The 13,731-nt window shown below is 39.3% G+C and carries 16 protein-coding genes; 6 read left to right on the forward strand and 10 right to left on the reverse strand.

The genetic code is table 11. From position 1 onward, the window contains the following. From tsaC to ilvY, 6 genes are read right to left on the reverse strand one after another with little or no spacing between them, the layout of a single operon-like run. Nucleotides 1–552 carry an L-threonylcarbamoyladenylate synthase type 1 TsaC gene (gene tsaC, locus DV424_RS07395; protein ID WP_105887942.1) on the reverse strand — a complete coding sequence of 184 codons (552 nt, stop codon included), beginning with the start codon at nucleotides 550–552 and terminating at the stop codon, nucleotides 1–3. A gap of 21 nt (nucleotides 553–573) precedes the next feature. Next, entirely contained in the window at nucleotides 574–1,104 is a 531-nt protein-coding gene (locus DV424_RS07400; protein WP_105887941.1) for a DNA topoisomerase family protein, read from the reverse strand. Nucleotides 1,105–1,113: 9 nt separating this feature from the next. After that, nucleotides 1,114–3,030 (reverse strand): ABC transporter ATP-binding protein, encoded by a 1,917-nt coding sequence (locus tag DV424_RS07405; protein ID WP_118859582.1) that lies wholly within the window; start codon nucleotides 3,028–3,030, stop codon nucleotides 1,114–1,116. 39 nt (nucleotides 3,031–3,069) lie between these two features. After that, nucleotides 3,070–3,387: a thiosulfate sulfurtransferase GlpE gene (gene glpE, locus DV424_RS07410; RefSeq protein ID WP_118859583.1), complete on the reverse strand. Its 318-nt coding sequence runs from the start codon at nucleotides 3,385–3,387 to the stop codon at nucleotides 3,070–3,072. Beyond that, nucleotides 3,388–4,266 (reverse strand): EamA family transporter RarD, encoded by an 879-nt coding sequence (gene rarD / locus DV424_RS07415; RefSeq protein ID WP_118859584.1) that lies wholly within the window; start codon nucleotides 4,264–4,266, stop codon nucleotides 3,388–3,390. A gap of 31 nt (nucleotides 4,267–4,297) precedes the next feature. Then, nucleotides 4,298–5,176, reverse strand: a complete 879-nt coding sequence (gene ilvY / locus DV424_RS07420) for an HTH-type transcriptional activator IlvY (RefSeq protein ID WP_118859585.1) — start codon at nucleotides 5,174–5,176, stop codon at nucleotides 4,298–4,300. Nucleotides 5,177–5,853: 677 nt separating this feature from the next. On the opposite strand from ilvY, the gene ilvC reads away from it, so the two are divergent. After that, the gene (ilvC, locus tag DV424_RS07440; RefSeq protein ID WP_118859587.1) at nucleotides 5,854–7,332 is read left to right on the forward strand and encodes a ketol-acid reductoisomerase; all 1,479 of its coding nucleotides are present in this window, start codon (nucleotides 5,854–5,856) and stop codon (nucleotides 7,330–7,332) included. A gap of 107 nt (nucleotides 7,333–7,439) precedes the next feature. Here the strand turns inward: ilvC and glpX are convergent, their stop codons facing one another. Next, the gene (glpX, locus tag DV424_RS07445; RefSeq protein WP_118790310.1) at nucleotides 7,440–8,453 is read right to left on the reverse strand and encodes a class II fructose-bisphosphatase; all 1,014 of its coding nucleotides are present in this window, start codon (nucleotides 8,451–8,453) and stop codon (nucleotides 7,440–7,442) included. A gap of 160 nt (nucleotides 8,454–8,613) precedes the next feature. On the opposite strand from glpX, the gene DV424_RS07450 reads away from it, so the two are divergent. The 3 genes from DV424_RS07450 to dtd all read left to right on the forward strand — a co-directional run bounded on the left by DV424_RS07450 (nucleotide 8,614) and on the right by dtd (nucleotide 9,811). Continuing rightward, entirely contained in the window at nucleotides 8,614–8,832 is a 219-nt protein-coding gene (locus DV424_RS07450) for a cell division protein ZapB (RefSeq protein ID WP_005627167.1), read from the forward strand. A 107-nt stretch (nucleotides 8,833–8,939) separates the two neighbouring features. Next, complete coding sequence (mioC, locus tag DV424_RS07455; RefSeq protein ID WP_118790311.1) at nucleotides 8,940–9,380, forward strand: FMN-binding protein MioC; 441 nt, start codon at nucleotides 8,940–8,942, stop codon at nucleotides 9,378–9,380. Further along, a complete protein-coding gene (gene dtd / locus DV424_RS07460) occupies nucleotides 9,377–9,811 on the forward strand; it encodes a D-aminoacyl-tRNA deacylase (protein ID WP_118859588.1) in 435 nt (144 codons plus the stop codon). Before mioC ends, dtd begins: the two co-directional genes overlap by 4 nt. A 522-nt stretch (nucleotides 9,812–10,333) precedes the next feature. Here dtd and ispF read toward each other — a convergent pair. From ispF to ftsB, 3 genes are read right to left on the reverse strand one after another with little or no spacing between them, the layout of a single operon-like run. Continuing rightward, complete coding sequence (gene ispF / locus DV424_RS07465) at nucleotides 10,334–10,810, reverse strand: 2-C-methyl-D-erythritol 2,4-cyclodiphosphate synthase (protein ID WP_118859589.1); 477 nt, start codon at nucleotides 10,808–10,810, stop codon at nucleotides 10,334–10,336. Further along, nucleotides 10,807–11,484, reverse strand: a complete 678-nt coding sequence (gene ispD, locus DV424_RS07470; RefSeq protein ID WP_118859590.1) for a 2-C-methyl-D-erythritol 4-phosphate cytidylyltransferase — start codon at nucleotides 11,482–11,484, stop codon at nucleotides 10,807–10,809. The genes ispF and ispD overlap by 4 nt, the downstream gene beginning before the upstream one ends. Further along, nucleotides 11,484–11,762 (reverse strand): cell division protein FtsB, encoded by a 279-nt coding sequence (gene ftsB, locus DV424_RS07475; RefSeq protein WP_005627159.1) that lies wholly within the window; start codon nucleotides 11,760–11,762, stop codon nucleotides 11,484–11,486. Before ftsB ends, ispD begins: the two co-directional genes overlap by 1 nt. A gap of 225 nt (nucleotides 11,763–11,987) precedes the next feature. On the opposite strand from ftsB, the gene hel reads away from it, so the two are divergent. Together hel and DV424_RS07485 are read left to right on the forward strand one after the other, a co-directional pair. After that, nucleotides 11,988–12,812, forward strand: coding sequence for a lipoprotein e(P4) (gene hel, locus DV424_RS07480; RefSeq protein ID WP_005629913.1), 825 nt, complete (start codon nucleotides 11,988–11,990; stop codon nucleotides 12,810–12,812). Between the two features lie 176 nt (nucleotides 12,813–12,988). Beyond that, nucleotides 12,989–13,672, forward strand: a complete 684-nt coding sequence (locus DV424_RS07485) for an rRNA large subunit pseudouridine synthase E (RefSeq protein WP_005629912.1) — start codon at nucleotides 12,989–12,991, stop codon at nucleotides 13,670–13,672. Nucleotides 13,673–13,731: the final 59 nt, after the last annotated feature.

Here is a 13,731-nt window from a genome sequence, read left to right on the forward strand (position 1 = left end):
TTATCCCTGTCTAAAAAGTTGATTTGTACGTAAGTCTCGAATTTCAGATGGATTGCGTGCATCTCCCACAATTTCATCCAATACAGGAAAATCTACACCGAATTGTAACCGCACTTCATCAGCGATGCGACAAGGTGGATCTCCTGTTAGGTTTGCACTCGTTGAAGTTAATGCAAAACCTGTGAGTTCACATAAGGCTTTCACAGACGGATGATTACACAAACGTATCGCAATGCTATCAAATTTGCCTGTGAGAAAATGCGGGGTGGTGGATTTAGCTGGCACAATCCAAGTCGTTGGACGTTCATATTTACCTTGCAGGCGAGAAAGCTGTTCATCGTTAATCTGCTCAAAATTGACAAAAGGACGGAAAAAATCCAAGCTCGGTGCTACTAAAATCAGCCCTTTTTCCACTGGACGTTGCTTTAAATCAAGTAATTTTTTTACCGCACTTTCACTTTGCGGATTACAGCCTAAGCCAAACACAGCTTCAGTGGGATAAGCAACCACTTGATTTTGTCGAAGTGCTTCGGCGATTTGTTCTCTATTCATTTCACTCTTTTACGTTTATTGCTAAAAAATATGACGGCAAGTTTTATTTGCACATTGGAAAATTTGTTTTTCCCCATCTTCACTTTTTAACAAAGAAAGTGGGAAATGGCAGGTTGGGCAAGGCACGGCATAAGGCTTGGCAGGCAAAGAAAATTTACATTTAGGGAAATTATCACAGCCGTAAAAAATTTTTCCTTGGCGACCCCGACGAGAAATCAAATGCCCCGTTTTACATTCAGGACAAGCAATTTTTTCCTCAGATCCAGATTCTTCTCGCACCACAAAATCGCATTCAGGATAATGGCTACAACCAATAAACATCCCAAAACTGCCTTGTTTCAATTGCAATAAATTACCGCACTTCGGGCAAATTTCATCAAGTGTTTTTAATACTTTATGCTCCGATCGTTGCAAAGGACGCAAATAATCACATTCAGGATAAGCAGAGCAACCTAAAAACAGCCCTTTTTTGCCTTGTTTAATTTGCAAAGACGCACCACATTGAGGGCAATATTCCTGTTGTTTGCTATGATGAAAAAGGCTTTGATTCATAATCTGTCCTTATGCTTGAAGCATTTCTTCCAATTCTTCCTGTGCGGTCATCCATTCCGTTTCCACATCATCTAATGCTTTCTTCACATCCACTTGTTGAGCCAAAAGTGCGGTCAATTTTTCTTTATTTTCGGCATTATATAATTCGGCATCTGCCAGTTGATTTTCTATGTTCGCAAGCTCAGAAGAAAATTTATTCATTTTTTCTTCTAATTGCGTGATTTTTTTACGCAATGGCGAAGTTTGTTGGCGTAACTCTGCTTCACGGCGTTTTTGTTCCTTACGATTTTGAACCGAATTTTCATTATCGCCAACTTTTTCTGAGACTTTATTTTCAGACGTACTGTTTTGTTCATTCAGCCATTTTTGATAGTCTTCTAAATCGCCTTTAAATTCTTCCACTTTTTTATCGTGAACCAAATAAAATTCTTCCACGGTATTGCGTAATAAATGACGATCGTGCGACACCACCACCAAAGAACCTTCGTAATCCACCAACGCTTCCGTTAATGCCTGACGCATATCCAAATCCAAATGGTTAGTTGGTTCATCAAGTAGTAGCAAATTCGGGCGTTGCCAAACAATCAAAGCCAACACCAAGCGGGCTTTTTCACCACCAGAAAAGGATTTCACTGCTTGATTTACTTTATCGCCGTGGAACGCAAAACTGCCCAAATAATCCCTAACTTGTTGCTCCGTTTGCTCTGGTGCGAGTTTTTGCATATGCCATAGGGCGGATTCGTCTGCGCGCAAAGTATCTAATTGATGCTGGGCAAAATAGCCAAGCTGCACGCCTTTTGCCAACTGCACGGTGCCTGAAAGTGCGGTCAGTTCTCCCGCTAAAAGTTTAATCAAGGTTGATTTTCCCGCACCATTTTTTCCGAGCAAACCAATCCGCGAACCTGGCACCAAATTCAGTTTAATTTTACTTAAAATTTCTACCGCACTTTTTCCGCAACCATAACCTGCACTCGCCTGCTCAATCATCACTAAGGGATTTGGCAAAGATTGCGACGGACGAAATTCAAAGGTAAAAGGATTATCCACATAAGCAGGCGCAATCAGCTCCATTCTTTCCAATGCTTTCATACGGCTTTGTGCTTGTTTGGCTTTGGTGGCTTTGGCTTTAAAGCGATCAATATATTTTTGTAAATGGGAAATCTTTTGTTGTTGCTGACGATACATGGCTGTTTGTTGTGCCAATTTAGTGGCTCGTTGCACCTCAAAAGAAGAATAATCGCCCGTGTATTCGTTGAGCTTCTGATTTTCGATATGGAGGATTTTTGTCACAATTGGATCGAGAAAATCACGGTCGTGAGAAATTAATACTAAGGTGCCTTGATATTGCACTAACCAACGCTCCAACCAAATAACCGCATCCAAATCCAAATGGTTGGTCGGTTCATCAAGTAACAATAAATCTGATGGACAAAGCAATGCTTGTGCCAAATTTAAACGCATCCGCCAACCGCCCGAAAAAGCCTTCACTGGCTGGCTTGTTTCTTCTTGGCTAAATCCTAAACCATGCAATAAAGAAGCTGCACGAGATTGAATTGTCCACGCATCCAAGGTTTCTAATTGTCCATGAATACGCGCAATGGCGTTACCGTCATTGCGTTCATTTGCTTGTTCAAGCTCTTGTTGCAAACGGCAATATTCACGATCCCCTTGAATTACATAATCAATCGCAGAAATATCCAATGCAGGCGTTTCTTGATTCACCCAAGACACCCGCCAATTTGACGGATAATTTACCTCGCCTCCCTCTGGCGTTAATTCTTTTTTTAATAAGGCAAAAAGCGAAGATTTTCCACAACCATTCTTCCCCACCAAACCGACTTTTTGCTTAGGATTAATGGAAGCAGAAGCATTTTCGAGAAGTTCCGTTTGCCCTCGTTTTAAGGACAGATTACTAAGTACAATCATGAATAAAATTCTTAATTCAATATATTTTTATAATTTCAATTAATATTCTCTTTCTACTGGTAAATTTGCTTTCTCCCAACCATCAAATCCACCAATAATACTAAACACATTTTCATAGCCTTGTTCCACTAGAAAGGTCGCTACATTTTTACTGCTTACGCCATGATAGCAGCTCACAATGATAGGTGAATCAAAATCTACTAACTCTTCAAATTGCAAAAAACTTTGATTCGTTAAATGAAAAGCACCTTTAGGATGTGAGTGGGTAAAGCGGGCATCATCGCGAATATCGGCTAACATCACTCCCTGCTGGACCATTTCCCACGCTTGTTGTGGCGTAATTTCTTTAAATGACATTTATAAACTTCCTTTTGCGTGCTGTTTGTACACACCATCAATCACAACAAGAATCATAGCGAGCACTAAACAAATAAAAAGCGGGTAACTTTCGGCGTCAATTTGTTCACCGATAAAAAACGATACAAAAATCATCATAATGGTTTCCACATAGCCAAGTAGGCCAAGCAAATTCATTGGTAGCATATTGCTAGCGATCACATAAGCAATCAATGCCGTACCGCTAATTAATCCAAGCAATACAAGCAGCCCCCAAATATTAGGATTGCTTTGTTCAACCACAGCGAAATCTGTTTGCAAGGCAAAATAAATGCTAATTGGGATTAGGCTCAACATCTCTAAACAAAAAGAAGCGAGATCACTATTTTTTAATGCTTTTCGAACGGAAAAATAGGTAGTATAGCCAACACAAATCACAATAGCTTCCCAAGAAAGCCCACCTTTTAGCACGATATTAGAAATCACCCCCAACGCGGCAATCACGACTGCAATAAATTTGAATGTTGAAATACGTTCTTTAAAAATTAAGCGACCTGCTGCCACCATCACAATTGGCAAAAGCAAATAACCAAAAGACACACTCAACGAACTGCCATTATTCGGCGCCCAAAGAAAAAGCCACATCTGAAACCCCATCAATAAGCCGCAAAAAAGATAGGGCAATGCCAAGTACGGTTGTTTTTTGATGAGTTTTAAGCGATGAATCAACGCATGTTTCTGCTTAAACATAAACACGGAAAGGACAACAAAGGGAAACGTAAAAATCATCCGATAACCAAAAATATCCGTGCCACTCAAAGGTTTCAGCAGCGTAGAAAAATAATACATATAGCCAAATAAAAATGAGGCAAGTAATGAAATGAGAATACCTTTAAACATAAGAAATCCTTATTCTAAACAGCCAATCATTCTATTCTAACATCGCCCAAAATGCACGGATTAAGGGTTGTTCGAGATTCCTTTTTTGGGTACAAATAACCAATTCAAAAGGCTCGATAGGCTTATCGAGATTAAGTCTGGAAATTTGGTTATTCATTGGGCTATTGTCAATGACCACATCAGGCAACATCGCTAATCCGAACCCCAATCCTACCATCGGAACAATCCCTTCATGCCCTGCAACGGTAGCATAAATTTTCGGATGTTTAATATGTTTCTCCCGTAGCCATTGCTCAATCCGCTGCCGAGCATGCCCTTCAACAGGGAAAATAAAAGGCATTTGCTGCCAATTAATGGTTTTTTCTTGCAGTAATTGTGTCGCCAAACAAGCCACACGCGGTGCAATTAAAGACAAGCTAATATCATCAATTTTATGGAATGCCACACTGGATGGCAGATTATTCGGCTTACCTGCAATAGCGAGGTCAACCTGTTGTGTTTGAATCAACTCTAATGCAAGCGCTGGATCGCCCGTCGTCAATTGAATTTCCACTTTAGGATAACGCTGGCGAAATTCTTTAAGTACCTGCGGAAGATGGCTATAAGATGCGGTTACAGAGCAAAAAAGTTTAATTTCACCGCAAAGTTCATCGGATTCATCTTTGAGCTGTTGTTTAAATTGTTGCCAGCTCTGCCATTCTGTTTTAGCAAATTTCAAAAATTTCTCGCCATGTTCAGTGAGTTTGACTTGGCGATTATCACGAATAAAAAGTGTTTTCCCTAACTCGTCTTCCAACCGTTGAATTTGACGGGAAAGGGTGGAAGGAGACATGTGGTTTTGGGTGGAGGTTTTAGCAAAGTTTTTTGTATCACTAAGGTGGATGAATATTTGTAGGTCGTTAAAGTCCATAATTTCTTCTTTTATTTAATATCGGGTTTCGCCGATGGCGACCTACTTTTTCTTTGCTCGTGCAAAGCAAAAGTAGGCAAAAAGAAAACACGCCCTGCTTTGCCTTATTTCCTGAGAAATTGAAAACTTGCTTAACGGAAATTTTCTGAACTCGCTACGCTCAAACAGACGAAAATTTCCTACAAGTTTCCAATTTCTCAGGCGGCAAAGAAGGGAACTAATTTGTTCTTTCTTCAATTTAAAGTGCGGGTAAAATTTAGCGTATTTTGAAAAATACCAGAAAACTAACCGCACTTTTTAATAACGCTCTGATATATTCTGAGCCCCATATAAATCGCCTTTGCGACTTTCAATTTTCAGGCAATTTGCGTCTGTTTGAGCGTAGCGAGTTCAGCAAATTGCCGTTAAGAAAATTGAAACAAAGCAAAGAGCTGCGATTTAATTGGGGCGTGTTTTCTTTGCCTACTTTCTTTTACACGAGTAAAAGAAAGTAGGTCGCTCATCGAGCGAAATACGATGCAATCCACAAAAAACAAAACGATTGCACAAATTGCAACATTACATTCCCATAATATCACTTTACGCAACAACAAAAAATCCTATAATCAAACCACAACAAAAAAATATGCAAACACAACATCATACAATTATTCACCTTACACAATTAAGGACAAAAAATGGCTAACTATTTCAACACATTAAATTTACGTCAAAAATTAGACCAATTAGGTCGTTGTCGTTTTATGGATCGCGAAGAATTTGCAGATGAAGCAAACTTCTTAAAAGGCAAAAAAATCGTTATCGTGGGCTGTGGTGCGCAAGGTTTAAACCAAGGTTTGAATATGCGTGATTCTGGCTTAGATATTAGCTATGCCTTACGCCCTGAAGCGATTGCTGAAAAACGTGCGTCATTCCAACGCTCAACCGAAAATGGTTTTAAAGTTGGTACTTATGAAGAATTAATTCCAACTGCAGATTTAGTCGTAAACTTAACACCAGATAAACAGCACTCTAAAGTAGTTGCTGATGTGATGCCTTTAATGAAAAAAGACTCTGCATTTGGTTATTCACACGGTTTCAACATTGTTGAAGTTGGCGAAGAAATCCGTAAAGACATTACGGTTGTGATGGTTGCGCCAAAATGTCCGGGTACTGAAGTACGTGAAGAATACAAACGTGGTTTCGGTGTGCCAACATTAATCGCGGTTCACCCTGAAAATGACCCGAAAGGCGAAGGCATGGCAATCGCAAAAGCATGGGCTGCCGCAACTGGCGGTCATAAAGCGGGTGTTTTAGAATCTTCATTCGTGGCAGAAGTAAAATCTGACTTAATGGGTGAACAAACTATCCTTTGCGGTATGTTACAAGCTGGTTCTATCGTATGTTATGACAAATTAGTGGCAGATGGTAAAGATCCAGCATACGCAGGTAAATTAATCCAATACGGTTGGGAAACCATTACCGAGGCATTAAAACAAGGCGGTATCACATTAATGATGGATCGCCTATCAAACAGTGCAAAATTACGTGCATTTGAACTAGCTGAACAAATCAAAGAAAGCCTTGGTTTCTTATATTACAAACACATGGATGACATCATTAGCGGCCACTTCTCTGCAACAATGATGGCTGACTGGGCAAATGGCGATAAAGACTTATTCGCATGGCGTGAAGCTACAGGTAAAACAGCCTTTGAAAATGCACCAAAATATGATGGCAAAATTAGCGAACAAGAATACTTTGATAACGGCGTATTAATGATCGCAATGGTGAAAGCGGGTGTGGAATTAGCTTTTGAAGCAATGGTTGCAAGCGGTATTTATGAAGAATCAGCTTACTATGAATCACTTCACGAATTACCATTAATTGCGAACACCATCGCACGTAAACGCTTATATGAAATGAACGTGGTCATTTCTGATACTGCAGAATATGGTAACTACTTATTCTCTAACATAGCGACTCCAATTCTTGCAAAAGAAATTATCCCTAACCTTCAAAAAGGCGACTTAGGCGAACCTACTCCAGCAGTGGAAATCGATAACATCACCTTGCGCGATGTAAACGATGCGATTCGCAACCACCCGGTTGAATTAATCGGTCAAGAATTACGTGGTTATATGACCGATATGAAACGTATCGCAGTTGCGGGTTAATACTGAATTAAGCCAAATTGAAAACCGACTTTGTGAATGCAAAGTCGTTTTTTTTATTTTTAAACCCAAAGTGCGGTGAATTTTCACCGCACTTTTGTTTGCTCTAACTAAATATTCAAAATCTTATAAATTTCAGAATCTTTACGATCTAGGTAATGGATGGATTGGATTTTACGAATTGTGCGAGATTTTCCACGAATTAAAATTGTTTCAGTGCTGGCTAAATTGCCCTTTCTAGAGATACCTTTAAGCAAATCGCCATTGGTGATACCCGTTGCGGTAAATACAAGGTTGTCATCACGCACAAGATCTTCAAGTTTTAACACTTCATTGATTTTTACGCCTAATGTTTCACAACGCTGAATTTCATCGGCAGCAATTTTTTTATTTTCTTCGGTATCACCTTTTACTTCGTTACGAGGAAGCAAACGAGCTTGCATATCGCCACCTAATGCACGAATTGCAGCTGCAGCTGCCACACCTTCTGGTGCGCCACCGATTCCGTAAAGAAGATCGACTTCGGCATCAGGCAAACAGCACAATACGGAACCTGCCACATCACCATCAGGAATTGCCATCACTCTCACGCCCAAGTTATGCATTTGTTTAATTACCGCATCATGACGAGGTTTTGCCAATACCATTACGGTGAGATCAGAAAGGGATTTTCCTAGCTTAGATGCGACACGGCGAAGATTTTGTTCTAGTGGTAAAGTTAAATCAATCATGCCTTTAACATCTGGGCCAACCACCAATTTTTCCATATACATATCTGGTGCTTTTAAAAAGGTATTTCTGCCACCAGCAGCCAAGACAGAAATAGCATTAGACTGACCCATTGCGGTCATACGCGTGCCATCAATAGGATCAACGGCGATAGAAACCAATTCTCCCATACCAGAACCGACTTTTTCGCCAATATAAAGCATTGGCGCTTCATCAATTTCCCCTTCACCAATCACGATTTCAGCATCCATATGAATTAAGTTCAGCATATAACGCATGGCTTTCACTGCGGCATCGTCAGCTGCATTTTTATCCCCTCGACCAAGCCACATATGAGCCGCTAACGCAGCTGCCTCAGTCACTCGTGAAAATTCAATCGCCAATGCACGATTCATCATTATTCTCCTTCTGCTTACTTTTCTAGATCATGGCAAAATGACGTTATTTTATCACCGCGTAATCGTTTGCATAATAATTTTTTCTCCAACGCTTTAAAAAGGCAAATTTACTGGGTAAAATACTCTCAAACTTACCCATATTTAAAAGGAAATCATTATGTCTTTAGAAATTTTAGACCAGCTTGAAGAAAAAATTAAACAAGCGGTAGAAACTATCCAATTACTTCAATTAGAAGTTGAAGAATTAAAAGAGAAAAACGCAGAATCGCATAGAAATATCGAAAGTTTACAAACTGAAAACGAACAACTGAAAAATGAACACCGCAACTGGCAAGAACATATTCGTTCATTGCTTGGCAAATTCGATAACGTTTAATCGTAATAAAAGGCTTAGAGAATCTAAGCCTTTTTATTTTCATCATTTCAAAAATATTCTTTTACTTTTCCCTGTGTTAGGGAAGCAAATAAATACAGGATAATCAAATGCACATTTGCATTCTCTCTGGCAGCACTTTAGGTGGCGCAGAATATGTTGCCGAACATTTAAACGATGTTTTAGAAACTCAAGGTTTTTCCACCGCTCTTTTTCATGGACCAAGTTTATCCGACATCGAAAATGAAAAAATTTGGCTTGTTGTGACTTCAACTCATGGTGCAGGCGAGTTGCCGGATAATTTAAAACCTCTATTTGATGAATTAGCTAAAAATCAAAGCGATTTTTCAGATGTTCGTTTTGCGGTCGTTGGATTAGGTAATTCTGATTATGATACTTTTTGCTATGCAGCGGACAAAGTGGAGCAAACTCTCCAAGAAAAAAGTGCGGTAAAAATTTGCGAAACTTTAAAAATTGACGTTTTAAACGTGGATGATCAAGAAGGCTATGCTGAAACATGGTTACCGAGCTTTATCGAGGGATTAAAATGATTGCCTTAATCCAGCGTGTAACCCAAGCGAAAGTTGATGTAAACGGTGAAACAATAGGACAAATTGGCAAAGGTTTACTGGTTTTGCTTGGTGTAGAAAAAGAAGATAATCAAGAGAAAGCGGATAAACTTGCTGAAAAAGTGCTTAATTATCGAATTTTCAGTGATGAAAATGACAAAATGAACTTAAATGTTCAACAAGCAAAAGGGGAATTACTTATTGTTTCTCAATTTACATTAGCGGCGGATACACAAAAAGGTTTGCGTCCAAGTTTTTCAAAAGGTGCGCCCCCTGCATTGGCTAATGAATTATATGAATACTTTATTCAAAAGTGTGGCGAGAAATTACCTGTTTCAACAGGGCAATTTGCAGTGGATATGCAAGTGAGTTTAACAAACGATGGCCCAGTCACATTTTGGTTAAATGTATAAATAAGGACGGTTGATTTAGTTATAAGATTCTTAAGACTTTTAGAAAATTAAGCACGCTAAATAGCTTAACTAATGGAATATCTGCGTTGAACGTACATATTCCATTAGTCAACGTCAACTAACAACATAGCACCTAACAACAAGGTTGGTGAGCAAAAAGGCGAACTGAAGCCCTCCATTGCTCCCTCGTCCATAAATGGACGTTTCCTCTCACCAATGGCCACTTTAATAACAAAGGTGAATTATCACCCACTGCCATTATCACTGATTAGGGACAATCGGGAATGTCAGACAACAGCCCGCCAAACCCAATAGGCAAAGTGCACAGCGCAATGCCAAATGGCACAAACATCCATTCTTGCGCCTAAATCTTTTCATTTATAGTCTGTGTTATCAGCTACAAACTCACTGTACAAGAATATGGTATGCCTTTTCCTAGGTTAAAACCGTGATCTGGATCACAAAAATAAAAATGCGGTGAAATTCTTTTAAAAATTTCACCGCACTTTTAAGAATAAACAATTATTGTCGGATTAAAAGGGCAACGGCTTCACAAGCAATTCCTTCTTGTCTTCCTGTAAAGCCTAGTTTTTCAGTAGTTGTTGCTTTCACATTGACTTGCTCAATATCGCATTGTAGGTCTTCAGCTATTTTGGTACGCATAGCATCAATATGTGGGCGCATTTTAGGTGCTTGTGCAATGATAGTGACATCGACATTACCTATTTTATATCCCTTTTCTTGTACTTGACGAAATGCTTCACGCAATAGCCCACGACTATCGGCATTTTTATATTGCATATCCGTATCAGGGAAAAGCTTTCCGATATCACCTAAAGCGGCGGCTCCCAAGATTGCATCGGTTAAAGCATGTAATGCCACATCACCATCAGAGTGCGCAATAAACCCAGTATGATAAGGCACTTCTACGCCACCAATAATTAATGGGCGATCTTCACCAAACGCATGAACATCAAAACCATGTCCAATTCTGATCATAATTTATTCCTTGTTAAATAAAATTCTGCTAATGCTAAATCTTCTGGACGAGTCACTTTTAAATTATCACTACGCCCAGCCACCAAGTGCGGTCGAAATCCTGCCAGTTCCATTGCTGATGCTTCATCCGTTATATTCGCACCTTGTTGAATCCCTGTGGAAAGCGCATTTCTTAATATATCTACTGGGAAAAATTGTGGTGTCATCGCTTGCCAAAGTTGACGACGATCTTCTGTTTTCACAATGCATTGCTGATGATCCGCCCGTTTAATCGTATCCGTTGCTGGGATTGCCAAAATAGCACCATGTTCATCTTCAATGGCTAGCAATTTATCAATGTCGGCGTGTTGTAAACAAGGACGAGCAGCATCATGAACAAGCACCCACGCATTTTTTTCCTTAATTGCATTTAAACCATTTAAGACAGATTCAGCTCGCGTTGCGCCACCTTCCACTAACTGAATTTTACTAGGGAGTGATAGCTTAGCAATATAAGGATCATCTTTGCTCACCGCCAAAATAATTTTAGATACGGCAGGATGAGAAAGCATGACATCAAGTGTGTGTTCGAGCAGTGTTTTGCCAAGTAGCGTTAAATATTGTTTAGGTTTATCCGCTTGCATTCGTGAGCCCACACCAGCAGCAGGCAATACCGCAATAATTGAACGAGCCATTATTTATTCTCTTTCACAATGTGATAAAACACTTCGTTTTCTTTTACCATGCCATGTTGCATTCGCGCACGTTCTTCAATAGCTTCAAAGCCTTTAGTTAGCCCTTGAATCTCCGCATTAATACGCTGGTTGCGCTGAGACAGTTTTTCATTTTCCGCTTGGTTTTCTACAATCTTTGCGGCAGTGTCACGGTAATCGAAGAAACCATTACGGCCAAACCATAAATCATATTGAAACAAAGCTAATACGGCAAAAAGAATGAGAATAAGAAGTCGCATAAAAATGTTGGTGATGAATAAAATTGCAGTTAGTTTACCGTGAAAAGGGGGGAAAGGCGATAGGATAAAAAAGAAAGTACGGTAAGTTTTACATCTAAATTTCGCGTTAAAAATGTGACGAACATCACAAATTTAATAGAATTACCAAGAAAGCGCCCCAAAAAATAAAAAGGCTTGCTATACTCTCTCCGTTTTTACTAACCCTAAAGTTAAAAGGAATATAACATGAAAACAACGTTAAAAATGACCGCACTTACTGCTCTTTCTGCTCTTGTCTTAGCTGGCTGTGGTGCACACCAAATGAAATCAGAAGAACACGCAAAAATGCAATTGCAACAACAAGCTGTTCTTGGCTTAAACTGGATGCAAGATTCTGGCGAATATAAAGCATTGGCTTATCAAGCCTACAATGCGGCAAAAGTTGCATTTGACCACGCAAAAGTGGCAAAAGGTAAGAAAAAAGCGGTTGTGGTTGATTTAGATGAAACTATGTTAGATAACAGCCCTTATGCTGGCTGGCAAGTTCAAAATAATAAACCATTCGATGGTAAAGATTGGACTCGTTGGGTAGACGCGCGTCAATCTCGTGCAGTTCCAGGTGCGGTAGAATTTAATAATTACGTAAACAGCCACAAAGGTAAAATGTTCTATGTAACAAACCGCAAAGATAGCTCTGAAAAAGCAGGCACTATCGATGATATGAAACGCTTAGGTTTCAATGGTGTGGAAGAATCTGCATTTTATTTGAAAAAAGACAAATCAGCTAAAGCAGCTCGTTTTGCAGAAATTGAAAAACAAGGCTATGAAATCGTACTTTATGTAGGCGATAACTTAGATGACTTCGGTGATACCGTATATGGCAAATTAAACGCAGACCGTCGTGCATTCGTTGATCAAAACCAAGGCAAATTTGGTAAAACTTTCATCATGTTACCTAACGCAAACTACGGTGGCTGGGAAGGTGGTTTAGCTGATAGCTACTTCAAAAAAGATACCAAAGGCAAAATCAAAGCTCGTTTAGATGCAGTACAAGCTTGGGATGGTAAATAATTTTCCATTAAAAAGATCGATTTAAATATCGATTCTAAAAAATTTAGTTGGGGGCTAAGCTCAGTTTTACTGGCTTAGCCTTTTTAGTTTTTTAGATTAACTAAAGTAATCATCATTACTACAGCTTGAAGTTTTGCTATGATGTTGCAAATCTTTCAAAATAGAAATCTAATTCAATGAAGAAGAATTTTTCGGCAGGAAAATTGCCCGCTAAAGGAAAAAGTGCGGTTAATTTTCACCGCACTTTTAAGCCAAAATCAAAACCTAAAATGCTGTCGTTGGATGAAACCAAAGTTGTGTTATTCAATAAACCTTTTGATATGCTCACTCAGTTTACCGACGAAGAAGGACGCGCTACCTTAAAAGATTTTATTTCAATCCCAAATGTTTATGCGGCAGGTCGATTAGATAGAGACAGTGAGGGATTACTGATTTTAACCAATAATGGCGAATTACAACATCGTTTGGCCGATCCCAAATTTAAAACAGAAAAAACCTATTGGGTGCAAGTGGAAGGCATCCCTGAAGAAACCGATTTAGCACAACTCAGAAAAGGTGTAGAACTCAAAGATGGCATGACTAAACCCGCTAAAGTGCGGTTAATTTCAGCGCCAAATTTATGGGAGCGCAATCCACCTATCCGAGAACGGAAAAATATTCCCACAAGCTGGTTAGAAATTAAAATTAGTGAAGGGCGCAACCGCCAAGTGCGAAGAATGACTGCGCATATTGGTTTCCCCACTTTACGATTAGTGAGAGTGCGCATGGGCTCATTATCTATTAATGGATTAGAAAATGGCTCATTTAGATTATTATCATTGGATGAAATAAAAGCATTATTTCAGACCGTCAAATTATAAAAATAGGGTAAGTATTTAGCTTGCCCTAAATTTTTCGCTCATAAACATTAAGCAGAAAG

It is taken from the genome of Haemophilus haemolyticus, from assembly GCF_003493605.1.
Classification (GTDB): domain Bacteria; phylum Pseudomonadota; class Gammaproteobacteria; order Enterobacterales; family Pasteurellaceae; genus Haemophilus; species Haemophilus haemolyticus_J.

What these genes read in the sequence shown, in the direction of transcription:
- DV424_RS07400 (WP_105887941.1), bottom strand. Translation starts at nt 1,104, where the DNA reads ATGAATCAAAGCCTTTTTCATCATAGCAAACAACAGGAATATTGCCCT.
- ilvY (WP_118859585.1), bottom strand. Translation starts at nt 5,176, where the DNA reads ATGGACTTTAACGACCTACAAATATTCATCCACCTTAGTGATACAAAA.
- DV424_RS07405 (WP_118859582.1), bottom strand. Translation starts at nt 3,030, where the DNA reads ATGATTGTACTTAGTAATCTGTCCTTAAAACGAGGGCAAACGGAACTT.
- ftsB (WP_005627159.1), bottom strand. Translation starts at nt 11,762, where the DNA reads ATGCGACTTCTTATTCTCATTCTTTTTGCCGTATTAGCTTTGTTTCAA.
- ispD (WP_118859590.1), bottom strand. Translation starts at nt 11,484, where the DNA reads ATGGCTCGTTCAATTATTGCGGTATTGCCTGCTGCTGGTGTGGGCTCA.
- tsaC (WP_105887942.1), bottom strand. Translation starts at nt 552, where the DNA reads ATGAATAGAGAACAAATCGCCGAAGCACTTCGACAAAATCAAGTGGTT.
- DV424_RS07485 (WP_005629912.1), top strand. Translation starts at nt 12,989, where the DNA reads ATGAAGAAGAATTTTTCGGCAGGAAAATTGCCCGCTAAAGGAAAAAGT.
- mioC (WP_118790311.1), top strand. Translation starts at nt 8,940, where the DNA reads ATGCACATTTGCATTCTCTCTGGCAGCACTTTAGGTGGCGCAGAATAT.
- hel (WP_005629913.1), top strand. Translation starts at nt 11,988, where the DNA reads ATGAAAACAACGTTAAAAATGACCGCACTTACTGCTCTTTCTGCTCTT.
- DV424_RS07450 (WP_005627167.1), top strand. Translation starts at nt 8,614, where the DNA reads ATGTCTTTAGAAATTTTAGACCAGCTTGAAGAAAAAATTAAACAAGCG.
- dtd (WP_118859588.1), top strand. Translation starts at nt 9,377, where the DNA reads ATGATTGCCTTAATCCAGCGTGTAACCCAAGCGAAAGTTGATGTAAAC.
- ilvC (WP_118859587.1), top strand. Translation starts at nt 5,854, where the DNA reads ATGGCTAACTATTTCAACACATTAAATTTACGTCAAAAATTAGACCAA.
- ispF (WP_118859589.1), bottom strand. Translation starts at nt 10,810, where the DNA reads ATGATCAGAATTGGACATGGTTTTGATGTTCATGCGTTTGGTGAAGAT.
- glpX (WP_118790310.1), bottom strand. Translation starts at nt 8,453, where the DNA reads ATGAATCGTGCATTGGCGATTGAATTTTCACGAGTGACTGAGGCAGCT.
- glpE (WP_118859583.1), bottom strand. Translation starts at nt 3,387, where the DNA reads ATGTCATTTAAAGAAATTACGCCACAACAAGCGTGGGAAATGGTCCAG.
- rarD (WP_118859584.1), bottom strand. Translation starts at nt 4,266, where the DNA reads ATGTTTAAAGGTATTCTCATTTCATTACTTGCCTCATTTTTATTTGGC.